Annotated in this window: 24 protein-coding genes; 22 read left to right on the top strand and 2 right to left on the bottom strand. The window is 43.8% G+C overall.

Going from position 1 to position 24,535, the window contains the following annotated elements; translation table 11 throughout:
* Positions 1-2: 2 nt before the first annotated feature.
* The 7 genes from GKG41_RS09800 to GKG41_RS09770 are packed head-to-tail and all read left to right on the top strand — an operon-like array spanning position 3 to position 7,370.
* On the top strand, positions 3-869 hold the full coding sequence (locus GKG41_RS09800; RefSeq protein WP_154258328.1) for an NAD(P)-binding domain-containing protein: 867 nt from the start codon (positions 3-5) through the stop codon (positions 867-869).
* An 18-nt stretch (positions 870-887) separates the two neighbouring features.
* On the top strand, positions 888-2,552 hold the full coding sequence (locus GKG41_RS09795; RefSeq protein ID WP_154258327.1) for a hydantoinase/oxoprolinase family protein: 1,665 nt from the start codon (positions 888-890) through the stop codon (positions 2,550-2,552).
* Between the two features lie 59 nt (positions 2,553-2,611).
* Positions 2,612-4,378: a cobalamin-dependent protein gene (locus GKG41_RS09790; protein ID WP_154258326.1), complete on the top strand. Its 1,767-nt coding sequence runs from the start codon at positions 2,612-2,614 to the stop codon at positions 4,376-4,378.
* 18 nt (positions 4,379-4,396) lie between these two features.
* Entirely contained in the window at positions 4,397-5,065 is a 669-nt protein-coding gene (locus tag GKG41_RS09785) for a dihydrolipoamide acetyltransferase family protein (RefSeq protein ID WP_154258325.1), read from the top strand.
* Between the two features lie 28 nt (positions 5,066-5,093).
* Complete coding sequence (locus tag GKG41_RS09780) at positions 5,094-6,200, top strand: ethanolamine utilization protein EutH (RefSeq protein WP_154258324.1); 1,107 nt, start codon at positions 5,094-5,096, stop codon at positions 6,198-6,200.
* A gap of 7 nt (positions 6,201-6,207) precedes the next feature.
* Complete coding sequence (locus GKG41_RS09775; protein ID WP_154258323.1) at positions 6,208-6,501, top strand: cysteine-rich small domain-containing protein; 294 nt, start codon at positions 6,208-6,210, stop codon at positions 6,499-6,501.
* Between the two features lie 35 nt (positions 6,502-6,536).
* On the top strand, positions 6,537-7,370 hold the full coding sequence (locus GKG41_RS09770) for a Cof-type HAD-IIB family hydrolase (protein WP_154258322.1): 834 nt from the start codon (positions 6,537-6,539) through the stop codon (positions 7,368-7,370).
* Positions 7,371-7,596: 226 nt separating this feature from the next.
* Here the strand turns inward: GKG41_RS09770 and GKG41_RS09765 are convergent, their stop codons facing one another.
* Complete coding sequence (locus tag GKG41_RS09765) at positions 7,597-8,607, bottom strand: ROK family protein (protein ID WP_154258321.1); 1,011 nt, start codon at positions 8,605-8,607, stop codon at positions 7,597-7,599.
* A gap of 230 nt (positions 8,608-8,837) precedes the next feature.
* Between GKG41_RS09765 and GKG41_RS09760 the strand changes: the two genes are divergently transcribed.
* From GKG41_RS09760 to GKG41_RS09715, 10 genes are all read left to right on the top strand, one after another.
* The gene (locus tag GKG41_RS09760; RefSeq protein WP_243141010.1) at positions 8,838-9,563 is read left to right on the top strand and encodes a zinc-ribbon domain-containing protein; all 726 of its coding nucleotides are present in this window, start codon (positions 8,838-8,840) and stop codon (positions 9,561-9,563) included.
* A 39-nt stretch (positions 9,564-9,602) separates the two neighbouring features.
* Complete coding sequence (locus tag GKG41_RS09755) at positions 9,603-10,367, top strand: MerR family transcriptional regulator (protein WP_347563290.1); 765 nt, start codon at positions 9,603-9,605, stop codon at positions 10,365-10,367.
* Between the two features lie 62 nt (positions 10,368-10,429).
* The gene (locus GKG41_RS09750; RefSeq protein ID WP_154258319.1) at positions 10,430-11,158 is read left to right on the top strand and encodes an ABC transporter ATP-binding protein; all 729 of its coding nucleotides are present in this window, start codon (positions 10,430-10,432) and stop codon (positions 11,156-11,158) included.
* Entirely contained in the window at positions 11,151-11,894 is a 744-nt protein-coding gene (locus tag GKG41_RS09745) for an ABC transporter permease (protein ID WP_154258318.1), read from the top strand. The genes GKG41_RS09750 and GKG41_RS09745 overlap by 8 nt, the downstream gene beginning before the upstream one ends.
* An 85-nt stretch (positions 11,895-11,979) precedes the next feature.
* Complete coding sequence (locus GKG41_RS09740) at positions 11,980-12,654, top strand: response regulator transcription factor (protein ID WP_154258317.1); 675 nt, start codon at positions 11,980-11,982, stop codon at positions 12,652-12,654.
* On the top strand, positions 12,642-13,823 hold the full coding sequence (locus GKG41_RS09735; protein ID WP_154258316.1) for a HAMP domain-containing sensor histidine kinase: 1,182 nt from the start codon (positions 12,642-12,644) through the stop codon (positions 13,821-13,823). The genes GKG41_RS09740 and GKG41_RS09735 overlap by 13 nt, the downstream gene beginning before the upstream one ends.
* A 104-nt stretch (positions 13,824-13,927) precedes the next feature.
* Positions 13,928-15,010, top strand: coding sequence for an ABC transporter permease (locus GKG41_RS09730; protein WP_154258315.1), 1,083 nt, complete (start codon positions 13,928-13,930; stop codon positions 15,008-15,010).
* Complete coding sequence (locus tag GKG41_RS09725) at positions 15,007-15,660, top strand: ABC transporter permease (RefSeq protein ID WP_194167087.1); 654 nt, start codon at positions 15,007-15,009, stop codon at positions 15,658-15,660. The genes GKG41_RS09730 and GKG41_RS09725 overlap by 4 nt, the downstream gene beginning before the upstream one ends.
* A 4-nt stretch (positions 15,661-15,664) precedes the next feature.
* Positions 15,665-16,543 (top strand): ABC transporter ATP-binding protein, encoded by an 879-nt coding sequence (locus GKG41_RS09720; protein ID WP_154258314.1) that lies wholly within the window; start codon positions 15,665-15,667, stop codon positions 16,541-16,543.
* Between the two features lie 254 nt (positions 16,544-16,797).
* Positions 16,798-19,674 (top strand): EAL domain-containing protein, encoded by a 2,877-nt coding sequence (locus GKG41_RS09715; RefSeq protein ID WP_199884587.1) that lies wholly within the window; start codon positions 16,798-16,800, stop codon positions 19,672-19,674.
* A gap of 114 nt (positions 19,675-19,788) precedes the next feature.
* Here GKG41_RS09715 and GKG41_RS09710 read toward each other — a convergent pair whose 3' ends face one another.
* A complete protein-coding gene (locus tag GKG41_RS09710) occupies positions 19,789-20,790 on the bottom strand; it encodes a uroporphyrinogen decarboxylase family protein (protein ID WP_154258313.1) in 1,002 nt (333 codons plus the stop codon).
* Positions 20,791-20,944: 154 nt separating this feature from the next.
* Between GKG41_RS09710 and GKG41_RS09705 the strand changes: the two genes are divergently transcribed.
* The 5 genes from GKG41_RS09705 to GKG41_RS09685 all read left to right on the top strand — a co-directional run bounded on the left by GKG41_RS09705 (position 20,945) and on the right by GKG41_RS09685 (position 24,514).
* Positions 20,945-22,477 (top strand): helix-turn-helix domain-containing protein, encoded by a 1,533-nt coding sequence (locus GKG41_RS09705; protein ID WP_154258312.1) that lies wholly within the window; start codon positions 20,945-20,947, stop codon positions 22,475-22,477.
* 81 nt (positions 22,478-22,558) lie between these two features.
* Positions 22,559-22,990, top strand: a complete 432-nt coding sequence (locus GKG41_RS09700; protein ID WP_154258311.1) for a chemotaxis protein CheW — start codon at positions 22,559-22,561, stop codon at positions 22,988-22,990.
* A 13-nt stretch (positions 22,991-23,003) separates the two neighbouring features.
* Positions 23,004-23,321: a hypothetical protein gene (locus tag GKG41_RS09695; protein ID WP_154258310.1), complete on the top strand. Its 318-nt coding sequence runs from the start codon at positions 23,004-23,006 to the stop codon at positions 23,319-23,321.
* Positions 23,314-24,129 carry a protein-glutamate O-methyltransferase CheR gene (locus GKG41_RS09690; RefSeq protein WP_347563289.1) on the top strand — a complete coding sequence of 272 codons (816 nt, stop codon included), beginning with the start codon at positions 23,314-23,316 and terminating at the stop codon, positions 24,127-24,129. Before GKG41_RS09695 ends, GKG41_RS09690 begins: the two co-directional genes overlap by 8 nt.
* 19 nt (positions 24,130-24,148) lie before the next feature.
* Positions 24,149-24,514 (top strand): response regulator, encoded by a 366-nt coding sequence (locus tag GKG41_RS09685; RefSeq protein ID WP_154258309.1) that lies wholly within the window; start codon positions 24,149-24,151, stop codon positions 24,512-24,514.
* Positions 24,515-24,535 lie beyond the last annotated feature (21 nt).

Raw genomic sequence — 24,535 nt, 5'->3', positions numbered from 1 at the left:
TAATGAAAAAAATAACAGTTGTCGGCTGTGGAACCATGGGAAGTTCATTGATTCATGCGCTGATGAACGGTGGGATTGAGGTAACGATTGTTGATATTAATAAAAATGCAGCAGACAAATTTATTAAACGTGGAGCGAGATATTATGCAAGTCTGGACGAGGCGGGTGATACGGAATGCATACTGATTAATTTACCAAATCATAAAATTGCATCTGCCGTTATGAATAGCGCTGATAAAGAACGGCTTAGAGGAAAGATGTTAATCAATACAACCACCTCCAGTCCTGATGAAGTTAAGGATATGGATCGTATTGCAAAAGAAAAGGGCATGCTGCATTTGGATGCTAAAATAGAGAACTATCCTGGGGATATCGGTACTGAAAAAGCCTATCTTCTTTATTCGGGAAGCAAAGAAGTATTCGACAGCGCCAAGAATGCACTGGATGCAATCGGAACCGCAGTATATCTTGGAGAAGATGTAATTGGCGCAAGTGTGATTGACATTGCAGTTCTCGAAGTACATTTTGGAGCAATTGCAGCTCTTGCGGAAGCAGTTGCATATTGTATTAAGAACAATTATCCGGTTGCATCCTTTATTGAGCAGGCAGAGCACATTCTTCCAATTATGCTGGCTGGAAATTATCGTTCCTTTGCAGATGAATGCAGCAATTATACGGGCAAGTTTGAAGATGCTTCTGAATGTACCTTACGAATAGAAGTTTCTTCGATGAAAACGATTCTGAACTCTATGCATTCTGTTGGTGTAAAAACACCCTGCGGAGATGCAATTTTGAAGCTGTTTGAGAAAGGCGCCGAGCACGGTAACAGCGCCAAAAATGTTGTAGCGGTTGTAAATGAACTGATTTAGACAGAAGAGGCAGAGGTTATGGCATACGTAATTGGTATTGATACAGGTGGAACCTATACAGACGCAGTACTGTTAAAAACAGACGGGGACTGCGGCCGCGGAGTCGTGCGTAAGGCTAAAGCTCTTACTACGCATGAAAAGCTGGAAAATGGAATCAGTGAAAGCATTTATAAATTGAGGCTGACAGCTCAGGAAACATCGGAAGTTGAAAGGGTAGTGCTATCAACGACGCTGGCTACAAATGCAATCGTGGAAAGCAAGACTGGAAAGGTTGGCGTTATAATTATAGGGGAACGCCCCTGGGGCGTATTGGCATCAGAGAAAATGATGCATGTGGATGGTGAGGTGAACATTAAAGGGCGTGTGTTATCAAATGTGCGCTCAGAACAGGTACGAAGCCTGCTGGATGATTTCCTTCCAGGGCTGGATGCAGTGGCTATTTCAGGTGCATCCAGTATCCGAAATCCGGAGCAGGAGCTGCAGGTAAAGAGCCTTGTGCAGGAAAAAACAGATATTCCGGTAATGTGTGGACATGAAATTGCGAATGTTCTGGGATATTTGGAACGCACAAATACTGTTATTTTAAATGCAGGTTTACTGCCCATTATTCATGGATTTATTAAAGCAATGGAAACATCGCTGAAAAAATATCACATATCGGCGCCGGTTTTTGTAATGAAAGGGGACGGAAGCATTGCAAGTCTTGCGTTTATCAAAGAAAAACCAATCGAAACCGTTCTTTCAGGACCCGCTGCAAGTATGACAGGCGCTGTTAATCTGGCACAGATAGAGACCGCAATTGTATCTGATATGGGAGGAACTACTACGGATGTGGGAGTTATTCGCAATAAACGTGTGGAACTGTCGCATGGAGGGGCACTAGTAGGACCGTGGAAAATCCAAATTCGCTCTGCAAAACTTCATACCTTTGGACTTGGTGGGGACAGTAATATTGCATATGAAGATGGGAAAATAATCATCGGACCGGAAAGGGTTCTGCCGGCTTGCAGAGGTGGTATCGATACAATTACGCCTACTGATATTCTCCATTATACAGAAGAATATGTATTGTGGGATCGGGACAAATCAATAAAATCCATTGCAGGGCTTGCAGATAGGATTGGAATTCCGAAGGATGAGCTTGTTAAAAAGCTAGAGGAGGCAGTTGTTCGGAAGGTCCTGGATGTATTGGGGGCCCACGAGAGTCTGCCCGTATGTGCGGTCGGAGCTCCGGCACGAACCTGGTATGAAAAAGCAAGGGAAGAAAGTGGATTGGATGCAGTAATCCCTGAGCATCATGAGGTAGCGAATGCAGTAGGAGCAGCTACAGCAGGAATTCGGGAGACGGTGGAGGCAACGGTTCGCCCAGGGGAAGAGGGGCGGGGGTATCTCGCCCATACAAAAACTGGACGTTATTTTTCCAGTTTTCGTAAAGACGCATTACAAAGAGCAGTGGATATATCCTGCAGCTATGCGAAGGAAGTGATTTACAGGCAGAATTTGGAACTGGCGGAACTATCGGTTATCTGTGAAGATGTCTTTGAACATAATGGAAAACTGATATATGAATTCTTAAATGTTTCTGAGAAAGGTGTTTTGCTCAGCGAATGCAAAGATGGAGAGCGTCATTTTATAGAAACGGTGGTTCGGGTGACTGCACAGGGTAAAATCTTCGAGGATTGATTTCACGGGAATACTCTATCAATGAGCTGGCATAAAAAATTTAGAAGTGAGGTATATAGATGAGTGTATTAAACAAAACAGGAAAAGAATATTTAAACAGTCTGATTCCGGAAAATGTTCCGGATTGGAAGAAATCATGGCAGGAAGGTTACGAGATTGGAAAGACAATTACAATAGCAGAGACTCCATTTAAGAAAAAATATGGAATGAGCGATGTGGACTATCGTCTCCAGAGGGCAAAAGAAGGAAAGATTAGCTGGAAGATGAATATGGGATTTGCTTCCGTTGACGATGAAGTGGCAGCAATGAAAGCAGTCCAAAAATTCAATGATGAAACTGGTCTTCGGGTCAGTTTTGTACACCAACTTCCCCAAAACCTAGTGGGAACCCCAAAAGAAAAACGCGGAAATCTGCCAAAAGCGCTTGGCTTTGACTTAGATAAGCTGGAGGATTGGGAAAGAATTATGCAGGCTGCTGAAGTACAGCCAGTCTTCGGTGATAATCATCTTGGTTTTCCCAATGCTGTATATATGACAATTAATTGTATGAAAGCCGGCTGCTCTTACCAGGGGCTGTTTGGAACCTTCCAGCAGGTAGCACAGGGCTGTCCTGACGAAGTCTGGAACATGAATGAGAATATTAAGGCTCTTGGAATTGTAGCTGCAAAATACGATGAAAAAATCATTGTAAATTCTAATGCTGACGACAGTATGCCGGCATATTTCTCCGACCTTGTTTCTTACCTTGCATGGGCAAAGTGGGAGCGTTACGTAGTATCCGATCTGTGCAAGGCAAGATATTCGTTTAGCTTTGGCAATCTTACCACTAACCTTATTGACAAAGCAGCCGTGTGGCTGGCTGCCAGCGATACTTTCAGGAAGGATGATCAGCCGGGCATTGAGTTCCTGCATGCAAATACAGTAGATCATTGGGATCATCACCTGCATTCGAATTACGGTTTCCAGATTCCGGAAGCATTAATGATGATTCTTGTAGAAAGAAAATACAAAACAGGTGCAGCATATACTTCTGTGCCTATTACAGAAAAGGTAACCATTCCCACACTTCAGGAACTGCTGGATATGACTGGCGCATGCCAGAGAGCAGAACTCCGTGCAGATGATTATATGCGTCTGATTGACTGGACGACGATTGAAAAGCTTCGGGACGAAGTAAAGGCGCATTCGGACATTATGTTTGATAATATCATGAATGGGATGAAAGAGGCTGGAATTGATATCACAAATCCTATTGAGATGATGGTAGTTTTCAAGAAGATGGATCCCACAAAATTTGAGCAGTTCTTCCACCCTTCAATTGTAAATGATGGAAAAGCCTATGTGGAACCGTATCTTCCTGCCGCCCTTTGGAGCGTTGCAGACGATATGGGCAAGGTGGTTGCTGAGCGTTTGAGAAAACAGGGCTATGCAGAGAAACTAAAAGGCAAACGTATTTGTGTTGTATCAGGAGATCTGCATTTCTATGGTTCTTTTGTAGTGGCTAATGTGTTGGAGGCGTTAGGCGCAGATGTAATAAATGGCGGAAACTCAATGGATGCCATTGATGTCCTGGATATCGCAGATGAACATGGGGTTACTGATATCTGTATCAGTCTGCATAATGGACAGGCTCTGCCATATTCGAAGCTTTTGTTAAGTCTGGCGGAAAAGAGGAATGCGAAGTACCGTTTCTTCATGGGAGGAGTTCTGACAAGTTTTGTAAACGATAACGACGCCGAGCCTTCAGATGTTAGCCCAATACTTCAGGAAATGGGATTATATACAACTGGACCAGTGGAAGAGCTTGTGGCAAAACTGGCGGAATAAAGCAGGGAGGACTGCACAATGGAAATTAAAGTAAAAGGCATGAGAAAAATCATTTCCCAGAGAATGAGTGAGAGCTGGCATACATCTCCCCGCGTTGTGTTTACATTAAGTGTAGATATGACAAAAGTACAGGCATATCTGGAAAGAGTGAATGAAGGTGTAAATGACAAATTGCAGAAGGTTACGCTGAACCATGTTCTGATGAAGGTCTGTGCTGAAGCTATGAAGGAATATGAGTATGTGAACGGCAGCATAGACGATGAAAACATTATACTTCATGAGACAATTAATATCGGCCTTGCTGTGGCAGTAGAGAATGGTTTGATAGTACCGAATGTAAAGGATATCGGAAGCAAGGATATAAAAACAATTGCGGCCGAATGCAATAATGTGGTAGCCCGTGCAAGGGAAAATAAAATTACAATGGATGATATTACCGGCGGCACTTTTACAATTTCAAATCTAGGAATGATGGGTATTGAAAGCTTTTCGCCAATCATTAATCAGCCGGAGGCTGCGATTCTTGGAGTGAATAAGATCACGCCTACTCCGGTAGTCATTGGCGGAGAAATTGCGGTTCGCCCAATGATGAATTTAAATCTGGTGGCAGATCACCGGATTATGGATGGCGCTTATGCGGCGGGTTATCTTAGAAGGGTGAAAGACTTATTAGAAACCACAGAATAGACTATACGATAGATGATAGGAGTATACTATGAATATTAGTAAAGTTATTATTTTTATATTGGTTTTCTTTATGCTGCTTGGTGTGGCGGACCTTTTGTTTTTCAAGAAACGTCTGGGGTACGCTGACGAGTTCGAAAAAGGTATTAATACGACGGGTCCGTTGATTTTCAGCCTTTTGGGATTGGTTTGTATGGCACCGTTAATGGGTCAGGTGTTGGAACCTGTGCTTGCGCCGGTGTATCAATTTTTTGGCGGCGATCCTGCCATGGTTGCAGGTACTTTGCTTTCCTGTGACGGGGGTGGCTATCCGCTGGCAAAAAATATGACGAGTGATCCACAGGTTATTCGTTTATCCGGTGTGTATTTAGGCTCAATGCTCGGCTGTACAATTATCTGCTCTATTCCAGTTTCTCTTGGAGTAGTGAAAGACAAGGATAAAGCTGTATTTTCTGAGGGTATTCTTGCTGGTGTTATTGCAATACCATTTGCTGTATTGCTTTGCAGTGTGCTTGACGGAATGCCAATTAAATTTACTTTCATCAATTTAATCCCTTCGTTGATTCTTGCTGTGATATTAGTGATTGGATTAGTTTTTTTCACGAAGGTAACGATTAAGATATTTGCATTGTTTGCAAAGTTGATTCAGGTAGTTAATATCATTGGAGCTGCAATTGCGATTGGACAGTCGCTTACAGGTATTACTATTATTCAGGGAATGGCATCTACTTCTGAGCAGCTGGGAATCTTAGGAATGATTGGTGTGACTTTGGCGGGGGCATATCCGATGGTTCACTTTGTGACAAAAACGTTTGCAAAGCCTATGAAATCCTTGGGAAAATTCTTGGGTATTAATGATGTGTCAGTTGCCGGAATGATAACGACTTTGGCAAGTTCTTTCCCAGTATATGATATGGTACAAGATATGGATGTAAAAGGAAAGAAAATTGTTTCTGCATTTGCTATCTGTGCTTGCTTTGCTCTCGGAGATCATCTTGGATATGTCGCAGCTAATGACTCAGAAGCTGTTTTCCCTATGGTGGCAGGTAAAATCGTCGGCGGTATACTAGGCATTATCATAGTTCTCGTTATTGATAAAGTGAAAAGACCAGAAAAGGTGAAAAGCTTAGAGGCGTAGAAATAATATGGGAAAGAAAAACAGTTATTCTTATTTTGTAAACAAGGAATGTCAATATTTTCCTTGTCACAAAACTACTGCAGGCAAAGGAGAATTTAATTGTCTATTCTGTTACTGCCCTTTGTATGCTCTTGGTGAAGGATGCGGTGGAAACTTTACATATACAGAGGCGGGGATAAAAGATTGCAGCAATTGTCTTTTGCCGCATACGGACGGTGGATATGATCATATTACCCATAATTTCAAAAAAATAGTTAATATGATAAAAAAATCGGAAAAGGCAGAAGTACATAGCCGCTGAAAGATATCATATATGTAGATGCAGGAAGGAGTGTTATGAAGTATAAAACTTTATACGTTTCAGATTTGGATGGAACTTTATTTAACAGTAAGAAATGTGTATCTGAATATACCATTCAAACTTTGAACCAGTGTATTGCAAAGGGAATGAGATTTACAGTGGCTACAGCACGTATGGCATACGGCTGTGATTACCGTCTTTCAGAAATCCGTTTGAATACACCTGGGATTCTTACAAACGGCGTATTTCTGTATGACTTCTCTAAAAAGGAGATTGTTTCCACTGAGTGTATTAGGAGGGATAGTGCAAAAAAAGCAGTAGACGCCTTTGGAAAGAATGGGTTATCCTGTTTTATATATGTATATGAGGGCAGTCAGATATCTATCTTTTATAATGATAAGAAGATGGAGGAACAAACCCAGTATTATAGTGACCGGGCTATAGAAAGCTGTAAAAATGTGTGTTTGACAGAAGACTTGGACGTAGCATTTAACAGTGGTGAAGTCGTATATCTGACGTATACGGGAGAAAGGGAGATGCTGGAGAAGGTATGTAAGGAGTTGGATCAGATTGAACATTTGAATTATTCCTTTTATCTGAACATATACAGCGGTTTATACTGCCTGGAGGTATTCAGTAATACTGCAAATAAGAAGAATGCCCTGCTTAAACTGAAAAAAATGATGGAATGCGATCAATTAGTTGTATTTGGTGATAATCTGAATGATCTTCCTATGATTGAGATTGCGGATTACAGCCTTGCTCCCGCAAACGCACTAGATGCAGTAAAGGAAAAAGTAAATTATGTGTTGGATGACTGTGACCATGATGGAGTGGCTAAGTATCTGGCTAAAGTTTGGTTAATATAGTAAGAATTAAAAAGGGGCTGTGAAAAAACAGTCCCAATAAAAAAGAGGATTTTCAATACACATTAGTGGTTGAAAATCCTTTTTTTGCGGTAAAATTTATCTGCTATGAAAAACAAAACTACCACTTATTTTATAAATATCATAATAAGAGGATGAGACTACAGAAAGCAGCCTAAAATGAAAAAGCAGAAATCTGTGGGGAGGGAGATTTTATGCCCTTTTATGATTAGAAAAAATATTCCTCATCCATGGATAACTTAATATCCAGAGCTTTTTGGTGCATTCCTACCATCATGTACTTATATAAATCATCTGCGTAATGTAATTCAGGAAGATATCTTTCTGGGATTGTTTTCATACAATCAGAACGAATAACTGCCAAATCTGATGCCTCAACAAGCTGACCGGTTAAAACGATACTGGACGGATCAATCATAGAAATAATGGCAATAATAACCCGTGAAATGATTGGCCGAGCCGTTTTTTTATCACCTAAAAGCAAAAGAAGTTCTCTTGGAGACAGCTCAAAGGGGAGATAACCTATATTGCCGGCAAACAGGTGAGATCCCCGGATTAGCGTGCCATTATATATAGTTGATATCCCAGGAAGGGCTTTGGATGGAAAGTTAGCCAAAGTTAATATTTTTTTAGAGTCTTTACTCTTAATATAGTAACCATAACTTTTTAAGTGCATATCGTTTTCCAGGTGAACCGGACACGAAAACGCAGTGCTGAGTTTGTTAACAATTGCTACATTTTCCAGTTCCTCAATATCACAGATACGAATAATTCCATGATCTGGTACACAGCAGCCAGAAATTATTACCTGAGAAATATTTGGCCATTGGGCTAAAATTGTCATAGATTCTTTTTTTATTAAGTCATAATCCAGATAATCATAAGTTTGGATATGTTCTTCCAGTATATTGCCGGCAAAAGAGAGAACATTTAAAATAAGTGTTTTTAAGCCTTTTGTTATTTCAAAGGAAATACAAAGAAGCTGTTCGTTCTGTGTATTTACATGATATACCATAGTACGCGGACCGATATTTTGCAGCTGCTTTTTTTCTCCGATTATTTCATTATTAGCGGCAAGTTCATTTAACAGAGTATTGCAGGTAGAGAGACTCAGGCCTGTTTTTAATGAGATATCTTGTTTGCTGTATTCTTTGTTACTGTATAACAAACGACGAATAAGATTTATATTTAATTTACGAATATCAGAAGAATCTTTCATAATTATATTCCTTTAGATATATTTTGAAGTTATGCAAAAGCTACATATACTCTTATAATACACAATTACTGAGAAAAAAGCAAATTTTATTTATAGAGGAATAAGTTAAGTTTACATCAGTAAAATATTCTTTTGTATGCCTTTTTCTGTTATGATAAGAAAACAGCAAGTTCTTTATATTTATAAGAAGCAGCTAGATTCCATAAAGTGATTCTTAAGGATATATGTCAATGAAATCAAAAGTAAAACCAGGAATCAATGATCTGCAGACGATGCACCCTCATACAGCGGCTCAATGGCACACATATAAAAACGGCAGACTTACCCCGAAAGAAGTCTTCGCCTACAGTGGCAAAAAGGTCTGGTGGCAGACAGCAGCTCTGTGGCATAAAGGCAGAAACGGTGATACAGAGACATTAGACGGTATGGAACTGGACCTTTATCTGCCGGAGGAGAACATTGCCTTTGAGTATAATGGCCTTTGGGCTCACAGTTTCAGGGAGAGAAAGTTATGTGATGCGAGAAAGCTCAGCCTTTGCAGGGAGAAAAATATTCTGCTTATCCGCATATGTGAAACCAGGACGGTAAACCGTCACGTGCAGGGAGAGCACCTGATCGAGTGCGTGGCAGATGGTACCTGCGAATATCTTACGGCCGGCAGTTCCCAAAGGGTTCACTGGAAACATACTGCAGTTTTTCAGGGCAGAGAGTTTCTGCATGCCTGGAAGGCAACGGTAAAGTCCAGGATGCAGGGCAACGGCTGTCCTTACTGTGGGAATAAAAAGGTACTGAAAGGGTATAATGACCTGGAATCCTGTTATCCCGAGATTGCTGAAAAATGGGACAGAATAAGGAATGCGCCGGCCCTGCCGGATGGCTTTACATCTGCATCAGCCAGGAGGGTCTACTGGACCGACAGAGTTAAGCCTGTGAAAATCAGCGATCGTACCAAGTAGATAAGGATACAGGATAAGAAGTAAAAGGAGGTGCCACCCATAACCACATACAAAACCAATGACATTGCCCGTATTATAGGCATCCATGTGAACACCGTCCGCCTGTACGAAGCCTGTGGACTGATCCCGAGGCCTGAACTCCGGTCCAACGGCTACCGCGTATTCACAGACCTTCACGTAGAGCAATTCAAGCTGGCCCGTGCCGCCCTGAAAGTAGAGGTTCTTCAAAACGGCCTCCGCAAAAAGGCAGTGGATATCATAAAAACCTCTGCTGCGGGCGAGTACGAAGCTGCCGCAGAAAAGACAGCACAGTATATCGGACAAGTGGGCAGAGAAATAAAAAATGCGGAAGAAGCTATAAGGATAACACAGCACATTCTCTCGGGGAACAGCGAATGTTCTCCCAATTCCTCCCTTTCCTTTACAAGAAAGGAGGCGGCGGAGTATCTTCAGGTAACCATAGATACGCTCCGTAACTGGGAGCTGAATGGATTGTTTACTGCGAAACGCAGGAAAAACGGCTACCGGATTTATACGGGCCAGGATATGGAGCGCCTGAAAATCATCCGTTCCCTTCGATGCGCAAACTATTCTCTTTCCTCCATTTTAAGAATGCTTCATGTACTTTCCGCGGATCCTGCGGCCGATATCAGAGAGGCTATTGATACGCCGGGAACAGATGACGACATTATCACTGCCTGTGATAAACTTCTCACTTCCCTGCATGAGGCAAAGGAAAATGCATATTTTGTGGCCGGACAGATTGAAAAGATGAAAAATATGACCACCGAAACCCTACAGTAAAACACCATACTTACGGAAGATGATACTCTTGATACACTTCAAAATAAAGGAGGTAAAAAGAGATGGATGAAACAATCTGGATTTCCGGTCTAAGCAAATCTTATGCCGGAAATAAAGTACTTACAGACATCAGTTTATCCGTAGCGGCAGGGGAGGTATACGGTCTGCTGGGGGCAAACGGAGCGGGCAAGAGCACTATGATTGAGTGCATTTTGGGTACCCGCAGGGCGGATTCCGGGGCAGTCCGCATTCTGGGATTAGACCCGTGGAAAAACAGAAAGCAGCTGTTTGAAGAGGTAGGAGTACAGTTCCAGGAGGCACATTACCCGGAAAAGATGAAAGTGAGGGAGCTGTGCGAAGAAACCGCCTGTCTCTATGAGAAGGCGGCAGACTGGGAAATGCTGCTGGAGCAGTTTGCCCTTGGAGATAAGAAGCATGCGTTTATACAGGAATTGTCCGGCGGGCAGAAACAACGGCTTTTTATTATCCTGGCTCTGATTCCGGAGCCTAAGGTGGTGTTTCTGGACGAACTTACCACTGGTCTGGACACGAAGGCCCGGCGCAGCGTATGGAAAAGTCTGCTGAGGCTGAAGGAGGAGGGGCTGACAATTTTTCTCTCCTCTCATTTTATGGACGAGGTGGAGGTACTCTGTGACAGAATCGGCATTCTCAGAGACGGAGGATTTATATTTACCGGTACGGCGGAGGAGGCCATGGCCCAGAGCTGCTGCTGCAGGTTAGAGGATGCCTATCTTTGGTTTACCGGGGAGGAGGAGACAGAGGATGCATAAGTTTATTACCATGCTGAAAACGGAACTTAAACTATCTATCCGGGGAATGGATATGGTTATCTTCGCTCTCTGTATGCCGGTGGCGGTGACCCTAATTTTGGGATGCATGTATGGGAGTAAGCCAGCTTTCGAAGGGGCGGAATATACCTTTTTGGAACAGTCCTTTGGGGCAATGTCCACCATTGCGGTCTGCGCAGGTGGTGTGATGGGGCTGCCGCTGGTCATCTCAGATTACCGCCAGAAGAAGATCCTGAAGCGGTATCAGGTAACCCCTACAAGCCCCGTGCTTCTTCTGGCAGTGCAGGTGGCCGTCTATGGGGTATACTCTCTGCTGTCTCTAGTTTTGGTTTTTCTTGTCTCAGCTTTATTTTTCAGTATGCGTTTGCCGGGATCCTGGGGAATGTTTCTGGCGGCCTATCTTTTGGTGATGCTGTCTATGTTCAGCATCGGTGTGATGGTGGGCGGGGTTTCCCGGGATATGAAAACTGCCAGTATTGCGGCCAGCATTCTTTATTTCCCAATGCTGATTTTTTCAGGGGCAACCCTTCCCTACGAAGTAATGCCTGAGGCACTCCAGAGGGCTGTGAATCTTATGCCATTAACCCAGGGAATCAAGCTGCTGAAGGCGGCATCTCTTGGTCTCCCTATAGAATCTGTGGGAATTTCGGTAATTATTATGATCGCGTGCGCAGTGATCTGCGGAGGAATTGCTGTCCGATTCTTTCGCTGGGAGTAGGAACAGCGAACAGATAATGTGCAGTTCCGGCTGTTGTTTTTTTATTGCTTTTTCCGGTGTATACTAGATGAGAGGTGATGGAATCATGGGGTACAGAATTTTAATGGTAGATGACGATAAAGAATTGCTCAAAATGCTGAGGGACTATTTTGAAATAAAAGGCTATTCCGTTATTACCGCCGAGAACGGCTGGGAGGCACTGGAGAGAATCAGGATGCAGCCTGATATTCTGCTGCTGGATGTAAACATGCCCAAGATGGACGGACTTGAAGTGTGCCGGCAGATACGGGATAAAATCTCCTGTCCAATCATTTTTCTGACAGCCAAAGCAGAAGAGCAGGATCGGGTAAATGGACTTATGTCCGGGGGCGACGACTATATCCTGAAGCCCTTCAGCTTAAGAGAGTTAGAAGCCAGAATTACAGCTCATCTTAAACGCGAGGAACGGCATAAGGCAAAACCAGATTACAGGTTCAGAGACGGCCTGTTGATTGACTACACGGCCAAGAGGGTGCAGATAGGGGAAAGGTATCTGGAACTTACAAAGCTGGAGTACGATATTATGGAGTTTCTTTCTATGAATCCGGGACAGGTATTCAGCAAGGAACGGATCTACGAAAAGGTCTGCGGATATAACGGCGAGGGGGACAGCCGGGTGATTACTGAGCTGGTTCGGCGTATCCGGAATAAGACCGGTCAGTTTACAGAGACAGAATATATAGAAACAGTCTGGGGGATGGGCTACCGATGGAAACGATAAGGAATTTATCAATAAGGAAAACAATTGTACTGTACCTGACGGTAAGCTTAATCCTGGGATTTCTTACCGGGGCAGCTGTCATGGGGATTGCTGAACAAGCCCAGCGGCAGATATGGATAAAGTATATTGATGAAGATGCATATGTGAAGGCAATGCAGAAAGAAGGGAAGAATTTTACTGTCGATGTGGCCAGAGTCAGTGGTGACAGAATGACAAAAATAGATGGGATCTACTCTGAGCTGTGTGATTTTCTGGAAACCTATAGTATCCTGGTAGCTTGTTTTTTTAGTATGATTGTAGCTGTTATACTGTTTTACAGGGATAAGATAAAGGTACCCTTGGGAGAACTGACAGACGCATCGGAGTTAATCGGAAAGAACGAGCTGGATTTTCAGATTACCTATGACAGCAGGGATGAACTGGGGCGGCTGTGCAGGGAATTTGAAAGAATGCGTGCGTCCCTGGCGGCAAACAACCGGAATATGTGGAAGATGGTGGAGGAGGAGAAGGCGCTCCGGTCTGCCATTGCGCATGATATCCGCTCTCCCCTTGCCGTCCTCAGGGGATATCAGGAAATGCTGCTGGAGTTCATACCCGAGGGCATTCTCGAACAGAAGAAAATCCTGGAGATGCTGCAGGGGGGAATGGAACAGATAGAACGCATGGATAAGTTTATCGGCACCATGCAGAAGCTGTCCAGACTTGAGGCCCGCAGGATAGAATGCACGGAGTTTACGCTCTCCTCCCTTACGGAGGAAGTACGCAGAATTGCACAGATTCTTCAAAAGGAGGCAGGCAGGGAGAGCTTTGTCATACAAACATCACCAGACAAAAAGATTGCGGCAGATCGGGAAGTGATACTGGAGGTGACAGACAATCTTTTATCGAATGCTTTTCGATATGCCAAGAGATTGGTTCAAGTGGAAATCCGGGCAGAAGGGAGAGAATTGAAAATCTCTGTATCGGATGATGGAAGAGGATTTACAGAAAGTCAGGATCAGGTCACAAAGGCATATTATCACTCTAACCCGCAGGATGATCTTCAGCACTTCGGCATGGGAATGTATATCAGTCGTGTGTACTGCGAAAAGCATGGGGGAAGACTTTTAGCATCAAATAATAGGGACGGCGGTGCAGTGGTAAAAGCTGTTTTCAAAACAGGGGAATAGAGTAATGCTGTGTGCAGGAGAATCAGAAGAGATTTTCCTGCATTGTTTTTTTGTTGAGAATTTCCCGTTATTCTAGTAGTAACAAAAAGGAAAGGCGGGGAAAAATGAAAGCAATAATCAAACGGGAACTGAAAAATTACTTAAAAAATCCTGTTTTATGGGTTGGCCTGGTATTTATTATCTTTCAACTGTATCAGACGCTGAATCCGTACCTGGAAATTCGTTATTACCAATCGGAAAAAGATATTGAGGCACTGGAACCGGAGAACATTGCGGATGCTGATATCACAGAGGGCTATGTGCTCTCGTCCAAAGAAGAACAGATGGCACTGGCCTGCGAAAAGATAAAAAAGGATTTAGCAGAGGCAGAAGGCATTACGGAACAGGAGGCGGACCAGATCCTGGAGGATATGAGACACAGGGGATTGTCCATAGATGAGATGGAGGTCGAACTGGCAGAAAAGTATGAATTTTATGGAAAATACGGGGTGAAATATTATTACGATATCTCAGAATACCACAAAGCCGGATATGAGGAGGCCAATGCATATATAGCCTCCAATCTGGAGGAACATTCCTTTTCCTACTATTTCTCACGAAAGTTTGCAGACTTCTGCGGGCTGTTTATGGGATTTTTTTCCTCCGTGCTTTTGGCGTTCTTATTTATCCGTGATTCAAAAAAGGATACCTATGAACTGCTCCACACAAAGCCAATTAGCTCTGGGGCCTATGTGTGCGGGAAAATAGGAGGTGGATTCTTTGCTATGCTTGGTGTATGGGGAATTCTTACAATTATTTTTGGAGGACTCTGTGAATTCTGCGGGCGAAGAGCCGGCTTCCCGGTGAGCATGGCAGATTTTATAATAACAGCGTCTGTTTACATTCTGCCCAATATGCTGATGATCGCCAGCATTTACGGGGCAGCTGCCCTGATCTTTAAAAACCCTCTTCCGGCAGTCCCGCTTTTGTTTCTATATTTGATTTACTCCAATATGGGCAGCATAGGACCGGACGGAGAATATGGGTATTTTGGAAGACCTCTGGCCATTATGGTACGCTTTCCCGGAAAGTTCTTTGAGACAGCGCCGCCGCCTCTGGCACTTTTGAATCAGACATTTTTATCTGCTGCCGCTGTACTCCTTATAGTACTCGGGGCAGAGATATGGAAAAGGAGGCGATTCTATTGAAGCAGGAGATCAAAATATGCCTGCCTCCCTATAAGATGGTGTATTCGGTTATGTTTTTTGTGATTTTAAGCCTAATCCGGGGAATCACCCTCACAGGCGAAATCGGCGGGGCCCTGGATGCCAATGCAGCGCTTTTGGCAGTTGTATTCTGTGCTGAGACTTATGTCATGGAGCGCAGCTCCGGGCGATGGGAGATATTTGTCCTGTATCCCGAGAGAAACAGAGCAAAGGCAGTCATGAGAAGACTGCTGATACAGAACGTATACCTCTGTGTGCTCTCCTATATTGGTTTTTTCTTTTTTTTCTGGCAGAAGCCTGTGCTTTTGTCCGATAACTCTCTGCTCTTCCAGTATGGGATGTATATGCTTGCTGTAACTGGGACAATTCTGTTCTGGAGCACCCTGTCCGTGACAATATCCAACCTTATTGGCAGCCAGTGGGGAGGAATCGGCATCTGCCTTGCGGTTTGGATGATGATAAACTCCACATTTGGAGATAAAACGCTGGGGATATTCAATATTTTTGCCTACAGCTTCCGGGGAACAGAGGAGCCCCTGGACCTGAGCTGGTTATGGGGGAAGGCACTGGGGATCCTGCTGGCAGCAGTAATGGTTGGAATGACACCCTATATCTTAAAGAAAAGAGGCTGAGTAAATGAGTATAAAAATAAAAGATGTAACAGTAACATTCAAAAACGGAGTCACGGCAGTAAACCATGCAAGTCTGGAAATTCCCAGGGGGATCTACGGACTACTGGGTGAAAACGGCGCCGGAAAAACCACCTTAATGCGTATTCTTGTCACGGTCTTGAAGCCCTCTGAGGGTAGTATAACTATGAACGGGATCCTGTATGGTGAACGGAATTACAGAAAAATACAGGAGAAAATCGGTTATCTTCCCCAGGAACTGAATCTGTATCCCAACCTGACGGTGAGGGAATGCCTGGAGTATATGGGGGAATTATCCGGAATTGACAAGACAGAATGCAGGAAGCGGATAGACTACTATCTGGAAAAAACAAGTTTGGCGGAGCACCAGAAAAAGAAAAACCGCCAGCTGTCCGGGGGAATGAAACGCCGTGTAGGGCTTATTCAGGCCTTATTAAATGAACCAGAGTTTTTAATCGTAGATGAACCCACCACCGGACTGGACCCGGAAGAACGGATCCGCATCCGCAATCTTCTTGTGGATTTCTCCAGAAACAGGACCGTCTTGTTTTCCACCCATGTAGTGGAGGATCTGGCCGCAACCTGCAGTGAGCTGGCAGTAATGAAGAAAGGGACTTTTCTTTACAGCGGGACGGTGCAGGAACTGGTGAACAGTGCCAGAGGGCATGTTTGGAACTGCCGGGCAAAAGATATAGAACAGGCAGCGGAAATAGAGAAAAAGTATCATGTTTCTGCAAAACAGTATGTGAATGACGGACTGCAGATGAAGATACTTGCAAAAGAGAAACCGGAGACAGAGTGTACGCCGGCGGAGACAACACTGGAGGATGCTTACCTCTATATGGGTATTTCCAGGAAGGATTGAATTCCAAAGGGATATAATATCATGGGGCTGCTGCAAAATAGAAACGTCTATTTTGCGGCAGCCCCAGTGTGAGTTTTTACTGGTCTAGACTGCTAAGCTTTATTTTGAATGGCAGTGACAGCAGTTTTGTTCGTCTTTTGCTCCAGTTGAGGACTAGCAGTAAAAGTTTATTTATATTATAATGATAATTATATAGTTTAATAACATGCCCTTTGATTTCCTTCAGAATCGAAGGGGAGTTCCTGGAGGAAGGTGTGATACCTGTGAAAGCTCTCAAGAGAATAATTTGTTTTTGTCTTACTGCATTTGCCGCCCTGTTAATAATGCCGATTTCTGTGGAAGCTAAAGAAAAATTGAAGATCGGTTATTATGAAGACGGAGACTATATGAGCCGTGATAAGGACGGCAGTTATGTTGGCTTTAATTTTGAATATCTGCAGAAGATTACACAATATGCGGGATGGGAATATGAGGTTATAGACGGAGGAAGCTGGGATCATACATTTAAGATGCTGGAAACAGGGGAAATCGATATTTTACCTTCTGTTTATTATACAGAAGATCGGGAAGAACAATATCTTTTTTCAAAGCTGCCCATGTGTAATATATACTCCACGCTGAATGTGCGTGTAGACGACAACCGCTATGATTATGAAGACTATGAGTCCTTTAATGGTATGACAGTGGGAGTGATCGAAAACAGCGTGGACGCTGCCTGCTTTGTTGAGTACTGCCGGGATAATAACGTCTCTGTAACTGTCATCCCCTATCAGGAGACACAGGAGCTCCTGGATGCTCTGGATGACGGTACACTCGACGGGGTGGCTATTACATATCTGGGGAAAAACAGTATCTTTCGGTGTGTAGCCCAGTTTTCTCCTCAGCCCCTTTATTTCGCTGTAACAAAGAGCCGGCCGGATCTGGCCCAGGAACTGGATGCTGCTATGAGTACGATTAAGCTGCGGGATCCTTATTATGAATCCCGACTCTATCAAAAATATTTTTCCATTAATTCACTACAGGACCCTGTATTCACCAGGGAGGAAGAGGAGTACATAGAACAGGTGGGAGCAATACGGGCCGTATATGTGGATTCGGATGCACCCCTGGAATATACCGATAAGAGGAGCGGCCAGTTTTCCGGGGTAGAGGCAGACCTGTTTCGCATAATCAGCCAGAAGTCAGGGCTGAAGTTTGAATTTCTGTCTGTAGAGAACTGTGGGGAATCCTATCAAATGCTGAGTGAAGGAGAGGCAGATTTACTGTGCAGTGCAGACAATGACTATCTTTGGTCAGAAAAGAATCATATTGATACCACAACCTATTATCTGAAAGCTCCTTTGGTGGCGGTCAGCACAGGTAATAAAACTAAGGGCAAACGGATTGCTCTGACAGAAGGCCGTTATATAGCTGAGAGGATAGCAAAGGACAACCCGGAAGCAGAAATACTCTATTACCCGTCTAATCAGGACTGTTTTAATGCTGTGAAACAAGGAGAAGCAGATGTTACGTATACCAATACGTATATTGCCAGCTATCTGATGTCCGATCCAACATATTCAAGTTTTAACACAGTCACTCTAATAAATTATTCGGAGGATCTGGGTATAGGCATCTCTGAAGAGGCAGATCCCAGATTGTTTTCCATCCTTGACAAGTGCATCCAGTATATTCCCAGTGAGCAGATGGATACCTGGCTAATGAATAATTCTGCTGCCGCCAAATCAATTACTTTTAAGCGTATCATACAAGAATATCCGGCAGAGAGTGTGGGGATTACTGCCCTGATTTTTTTAATCCTTACAGGGATAATGGCCTATATAGCCATTATAAAATCAAGGAATAATAAACGCTTTCAGGTGCTGCTGTACCAGGATAGAGTGACGGGAATCTGGAATATCAATAAGTTCCGTGAAGAGGCGGAACGGATACTTAATGAGGACAAAGAACATTCTTATGCGGTACTGTATATGGACGTTAATCAGTTTAAGACAATTAACGACAGTTTCGGATTTAAAGAAGGAGATGAGCTTCTCCGGCTTTTAGCTGGTATTCTCAGCCGGAGCATTGCGCCTGGGGAATGCTGTGCAAGAATGTCAGCAGACCATTTTGTGATGCTTCTGCAATATGAGAGCTGGGAAAAACTGACATGCCGTACCTCCCGGATTGCCCAGGATATGAATAATGCTATAAAGGCAAAGCAAAAATCCTATTCAATTCACCTTATTTTTGGGGTATATATTGTAGAAACAACGGACAAACAGGATATCTCCCTGTTTTTGGATTTCGCTAATTACGCTAGGAGGAGCGGGAAAAATTTCAGGGGAAGCATTACCCTAAGATATGATGAAGCTATGCGCCAGGAAGAACTTTGGCGCAGGAGACTATCCGACATTATGGAGCCTGCTCTGCAGAACGGGGAATTTGTCCCCTATTTCCAGCCCAAAGTCAACATCTTTTCCGGGGATATTGTAGGGGCGGAGGCTTTGGTCCGCTGGCTGCGACCTGGAGAAAGTATGCTCTCTCCCGGGTCCTTTATCCCATTTTTTGAGAGTAATGGATTCATTATAGAGATGGACTTATATATCTATGAGCAGGTATGCAGAAGTATTCGGAAATGGATGGATGAGGACAAACCGGTGCACCCTGTTTCCTCAAATTTTTCCAGGCTGCACTTTAAAAATAAACATTTCCCGGATACGCTCTCTCATATTGCGGATGCGTATGGAGTTCCTCATAAATACCTGGAGGTGGAGATCACAGAGAATATCCTGATGGATCAGATTGAGGAGGTACAGAATCACCTGTACCGGCTGAAAGAACTGGGCTTTCTAATTTCTATTGATGATTTTGGCTCGGGCTATTCATCTCTGGGGATCCTGCAGCAGCTGTCGGTGGATACTATTAAACTGGATGGCAGCCTTATCGGCCAGAGCCTTCAGGAAAAGCGAAGACAGATCATTGTAGAGGGAATTATAACGCTTGCAAAGGGATTGGGTATTCAGGTAATCTGTGAAGGGGTAGAGACAGAAGAACAGACTGAGACGTTAAAGGTACTTGGATGTACTACTGCGCAGGGATTTTATTATGCCAGACCCTTACCCTTGGAAGAATTTGAAAAGATGCTGTAATTGTCCCTGGGATCCTTCTGCGGAATAAAAGACGCTTTTTTGTGGCCCCTGCAGCTGGGAATGCACTCCACAGGAGTACATTTCCAGCCCCAGAATTTTGGGCGCATTGCTGCATTATGCGATACAAAATCTCTTTTTATTATACTTTTCAATCTCTTCACAGACTGCTTCGTAGACTCCCGGGTAAGAACAGTCGGGTCCTCCCATGCTGGTACACGGCAGGAAGTACTTAGGAGGGATTTCATCGCAGATCTTTTTGACCTGAGCCGCGATACTTTCGTGGGTCCAGTCTTCCCTGTCAACGATACTGTTATCGATACCGCCCATGAAGGAAATCTGTCCTCCGTAGGTTTTAACCAATTCTGGAAGGTTATTGGTATGGATGGTTCCCTGGTGGATGTCGATACCCATTTCTATCATAGAAGGAATCAGATTTGCCACATAACTGTCTGAATGATGTACAATGAGACATCCCTGTTCTTTAAAGTAGCCATAAACTTTTTTATAGACCGGAACGAAAAATTCCTGGAACATCTGAGGGGAGAAGAATGAGGAGTACTGTGTTCCAAAGTCATCATGGTGGAAGACAAGGTCCGGTTTTATATATTTCATCAATTCTTTGGCATATGCCAGTTCCCAATCAGCCATAAAATCAAATAATTCATGCATAGCCTCCGGCTCTTCATAAAAAGCGACCATTGCCGGTTCCATTCCCATTAAATAATTTATTTTTTCAAAAACTCCGGGAGCCATAAAGGCGGCGACGAACTGTTCCCTGCGGTCAACTGCGTCTGCCTGTGCCTTGGCTGTTTCCCATACTTCGGGGGGATAGACAACCCTGGGAGCCCTCACAGTTTCTTTCCACTTGGTAATATCCTTTAGCGCTGCAAGACCATTGCTGTGGATGGGGAGCGGGCCGGCACATCCCTTTGGAAAGGTTACGGTTACGCCCCACTGGTTCATAACGGTTTCCCCTGGCTTCATGGTATAGGCAAAGCCGCCTATGTGTGTAAGGATGGGGTCAATAATAAACGCAAAGGCTTCGTGGCAGTTTACATAGCGGTCGGGATGCCCGCCCTGAATGGTTTCCAGCAGATTTTGTCGTTTTGTAAGCATAAGCAAATCCTCCTTTAATATGATTCGTACATTTTCTATCTGGTCCCATTATAAGGGGAAGGGGGAAGATAAGTAAATTCTACAAAGAAATTGACTTTGCTGTAAAAAGTTCCTATACTTTATACAGAACATATATTCGCTGGGAGGTGGGTCAATGAGGATAAGTATGGAAATCATATATGAGAATCTGGCAGAGTTCAGGCCGTCCGGAAGAAAAAGGAGGGGATGGAATGAAATGAGATATCTGGGGTTCACGCCAATGGGAAAAAAGATGAGGGACCTGGCTGAGGAATTTGTAATTCTGGGGCGGGCAGAGGAGCTGGAGGCGGCTGAGCTTCCTGAAAAAAGCGGTATTATATGCCTGGGCACCCCCCGGGGAACTTTGGATAAAGCGCAAAGGTGGATCCTTCTTCCGGAAACTGCCCGGTGGGAGGAAGTATGCTGTGCCCTTTTAATAACCTTCCGGAAGTATCAGCTGTGGGAAGAAGCGCTGATGGAAGCGTTGCGGAGGAATGAAAGGATTGAGAGCTACTGTCAGGCCAGTGTGGATATTTTTGAGAACCCGATTTTTGTGCATGACGGGGATTTTGAGATTATAGCCAGTGTAAATGAGATGCCGGAGCAGGTGAAGTGGAATTATGAATCTCAGACAGGGAAGAAAACTGTTCAGATGGAAACCATGAACGAGTTTAAGGTCTCCAGAGAGTATCAGGACAGCCTGAAAACCCGGGGAGCTCAGATTTTTCCAAGACAGCAGTTTGGATACAGGGGGCTGTATGTGAATTTTTGGATGGAGGAAACCTTTCTGGGAAGGATATGTGTAAATGAACTGGGAAGAGAATTCAGAGAGAGTGATTATCCCCTGCTGGAATATCTGGCAGGGCATGTGCAGACAGCCCTGGAGAGAGGCTGCCTTCTGCAGTCAGACGATCCCAGGGACCTGGAACAATCTTTTTATGAACTGCTCCAGCATGGACACACCGAGGAGACTGTCTTGAAAAAGCGCCTGGAATATCAGAAGTGGAAGCCTGGTGACCGTTTCCTGTGTATCCGCCTGCTGGTAAGCAGCAGGGACTTTTCCACTCATGCGGTTTATTTTACCTGCCGGAGGTTGGAAAATATGTTTGCCGGTATCTACGCATTTCACTATCATGAGGGCATTGTTATTGTCTTAAATATGGAAAAGATAAATAGTGATATAAGTGAATTCTTCCAGAGGTTTGCAGTATTTATGAGGGAAGGCCTTTTTAAGGCAGGAATCAGCTGTCAGGGGAATGACTTTATGGAACTGAAGTTTTATTATCAGCAATGTCTGGCGGCATTGGAGATGGGAGAAAAGGAAAATCCTATGTTTTGGATGTACAAGTTTGAAGACTATGTACTTTCCTACTTGTTCTATCAGGGCAGCAGGAAACTGCTTCCCCAGATGTACTGTGAGCCCGGACTGCTGAAACTGAAATCATATGATGAGGAGCACAGTACAGAGTTCTTTAAAACCCTTTATATTTACCTTGTTAATGACAGGAATATCGCTCATACTTCCGGCAGACTGTATATTCACAGAAGTACGTTATTGTACCGCCTGGAAAAGATTAAGAAGATATTGGAGCTTAACTTGGATGAGTACAAAGTCCGTTTCCGTCTTCTTCTTTCCTACGAAATATTAGAATGGACTCAGAATGAATAAGATCCGCCGGTTTACTTGAGTTTTTTCCTATAATAACGTATTATTAGTATAATAGGCAAAGAGCGGGAAGGCGGATTTTAAATGGATTACGTAGAGGAGTGCTGCCTGGCATTTACAGCAAACAACATTAATTTTCTTATCCCGGTCTCCAGGGTAAAGCGGGTATGTGACGCAATACGGGGGACAGCGGAAGGAAAAGATATGCCGGTTCTGAACTTTCCTGTGATAGCAGGCAGAAAGGAAGAGAGGCAGTGGGATTATATACTGATCATTGAGATAGGGCAGACAGCGTTCGGACTTTTGGCAGAAGAGATCCTGGGGGTCCGTGTACTGGAAGAGAAGGAACTGCTCCCTTTACATCCCCCGGTTCTGAATGAAAGGAACCAATATCTGCAGGCCGTGGCAAAGCTGAACGGGGATGATGGAAAAGCTGAACTGGGGTATCTGCTGAATCCAGAACAGCTGTATCAAAGGATCATAAATGACAGCGGCAGTCCGCCGGGCAGCTCGTAGAAAAGGACGGGATATGGAATATATAACGGTAAACACAGGTACAAAGATTGTTTATATTGAAAAGAAAATGACAGAAGCAATTGTCAGAGCTCCTGAGATCCTTACAGTTCCGGAAGGAGATGATAATCTTCTGGGGCTTTCAATATATCAGGGCCGCCTGGTAATCTACTATCAGATGGGAGACAAAAAGTCTTACTCTTGCGGAATTATTATAAAGGCAGGGGGAGAAGCGATGGGGGGAATACCAGCGGTTACAGTTGGCGAGGAAGAGGCAGATCCCTCTTCTTTAACTATGCTGATGCAGGGAGTATGGGGAAAGAAAAGTGATTAGGCTAAATGAAAAAGAATTTGCAGAGATTGTTGCATATATGCGGGAGTACTATGGAATTAACCTGGATAAAAAAAAGACTTTAATTGAGTGCCGTCTGACAAAAGAACTGCAGAGATGGGGACTTTCTTCCTTCAGGGAATATCTGGAACTGCTGAAAAGGGACAGAACAGGAAAGATGGCTGAGGGCATAGTGAATCAGCTGACTACAAACTATACTTATTTTATGAGGGAGCCAGTGCATTTTTCTGTGTTAAAAGAGAAGATATTTCCGGAACTTTTCGCGCAGATTCAGCACGGAATCTGCAATATATGGTGTGCAGGCTGTTCCACAGGGGAAGAATGCTATACCCTGGCAATGGTTCTTCAGGATTATAAGGAAGAGGTCCGGCAGATTCCAAGTGTAAGGATACAGGCAACAGATATATCAAGAGAAGTACTGGAAAAGGCACAGAAGGGGGTGTATCCCTTAAGAGAGCTGGAGCGTCTTCCGGCTGTTTGGAAGAAAAAGTACTGCTGTATTGTAGATAAGAAAGTATTCCAGGTGAAAGAAGCGCTAAAATATAACATTACGTTCCGGTATCAGAATCTGATGCAGACGTTTCCGGCATCAGAAAAATACCATGTAATACTTTGCAGAAATGTTATGATTTATTTTGATAAGGATGCCAGAAAAGCACTCATTGAGAAGCTGGAAAACAGCCTTCATCCAGGTGGATACCTGTTGATCGGACATGCAGAGCTATTAAGCAGGGATGAGACAAGGCTGGAGCAGACGGCTCCTGCGGTTTACCGAAAGAAAAGGAAGTAAAAGAAGCAAAGGAGAGGCAATGGGCAAAAAAATATTAATTGTTGATGACGCGATGTTTATGAGAAAAGTCATCCGGCGATATCTGGAACATGAAGGATATACGGATATTCTGGAGGCAGAGGATGGAGAGCAGGGATATAAGCTTTATGTGAACCATAAGCCGGATTTGGTGCTTCTGGATATTACGATGCCAGGCAAATCGGGAATTGAAGTGCTTGAGGATATTTTAAAAGAAGATCCACAGGGAAAGATTATTATGTGCTCTGCGGTGGGGCAGGACATGATGATTCAGAAAGCACTGATAAACGGGGCGGCTGATTTTATCGTAAAGCCGTTTAAAGAGGAAGAGTTTATCAGAGTAGTCAACGCAAGTCTGCAGAATTAAAAAACGGCGAAGAGGAAGAGA

The sequence above is a fragment of the Lactonifactor sp. BIOML-A5 genome, assembly GCF_009677585.1.
GTDB lineage: Bacteria > Bacillota > Clostridia > Lachnospirales > Lachnospiraceae > Lactonifactor.
This window is presented reverse-complemented; position numbering and strand designations above follow the sequence as displayed.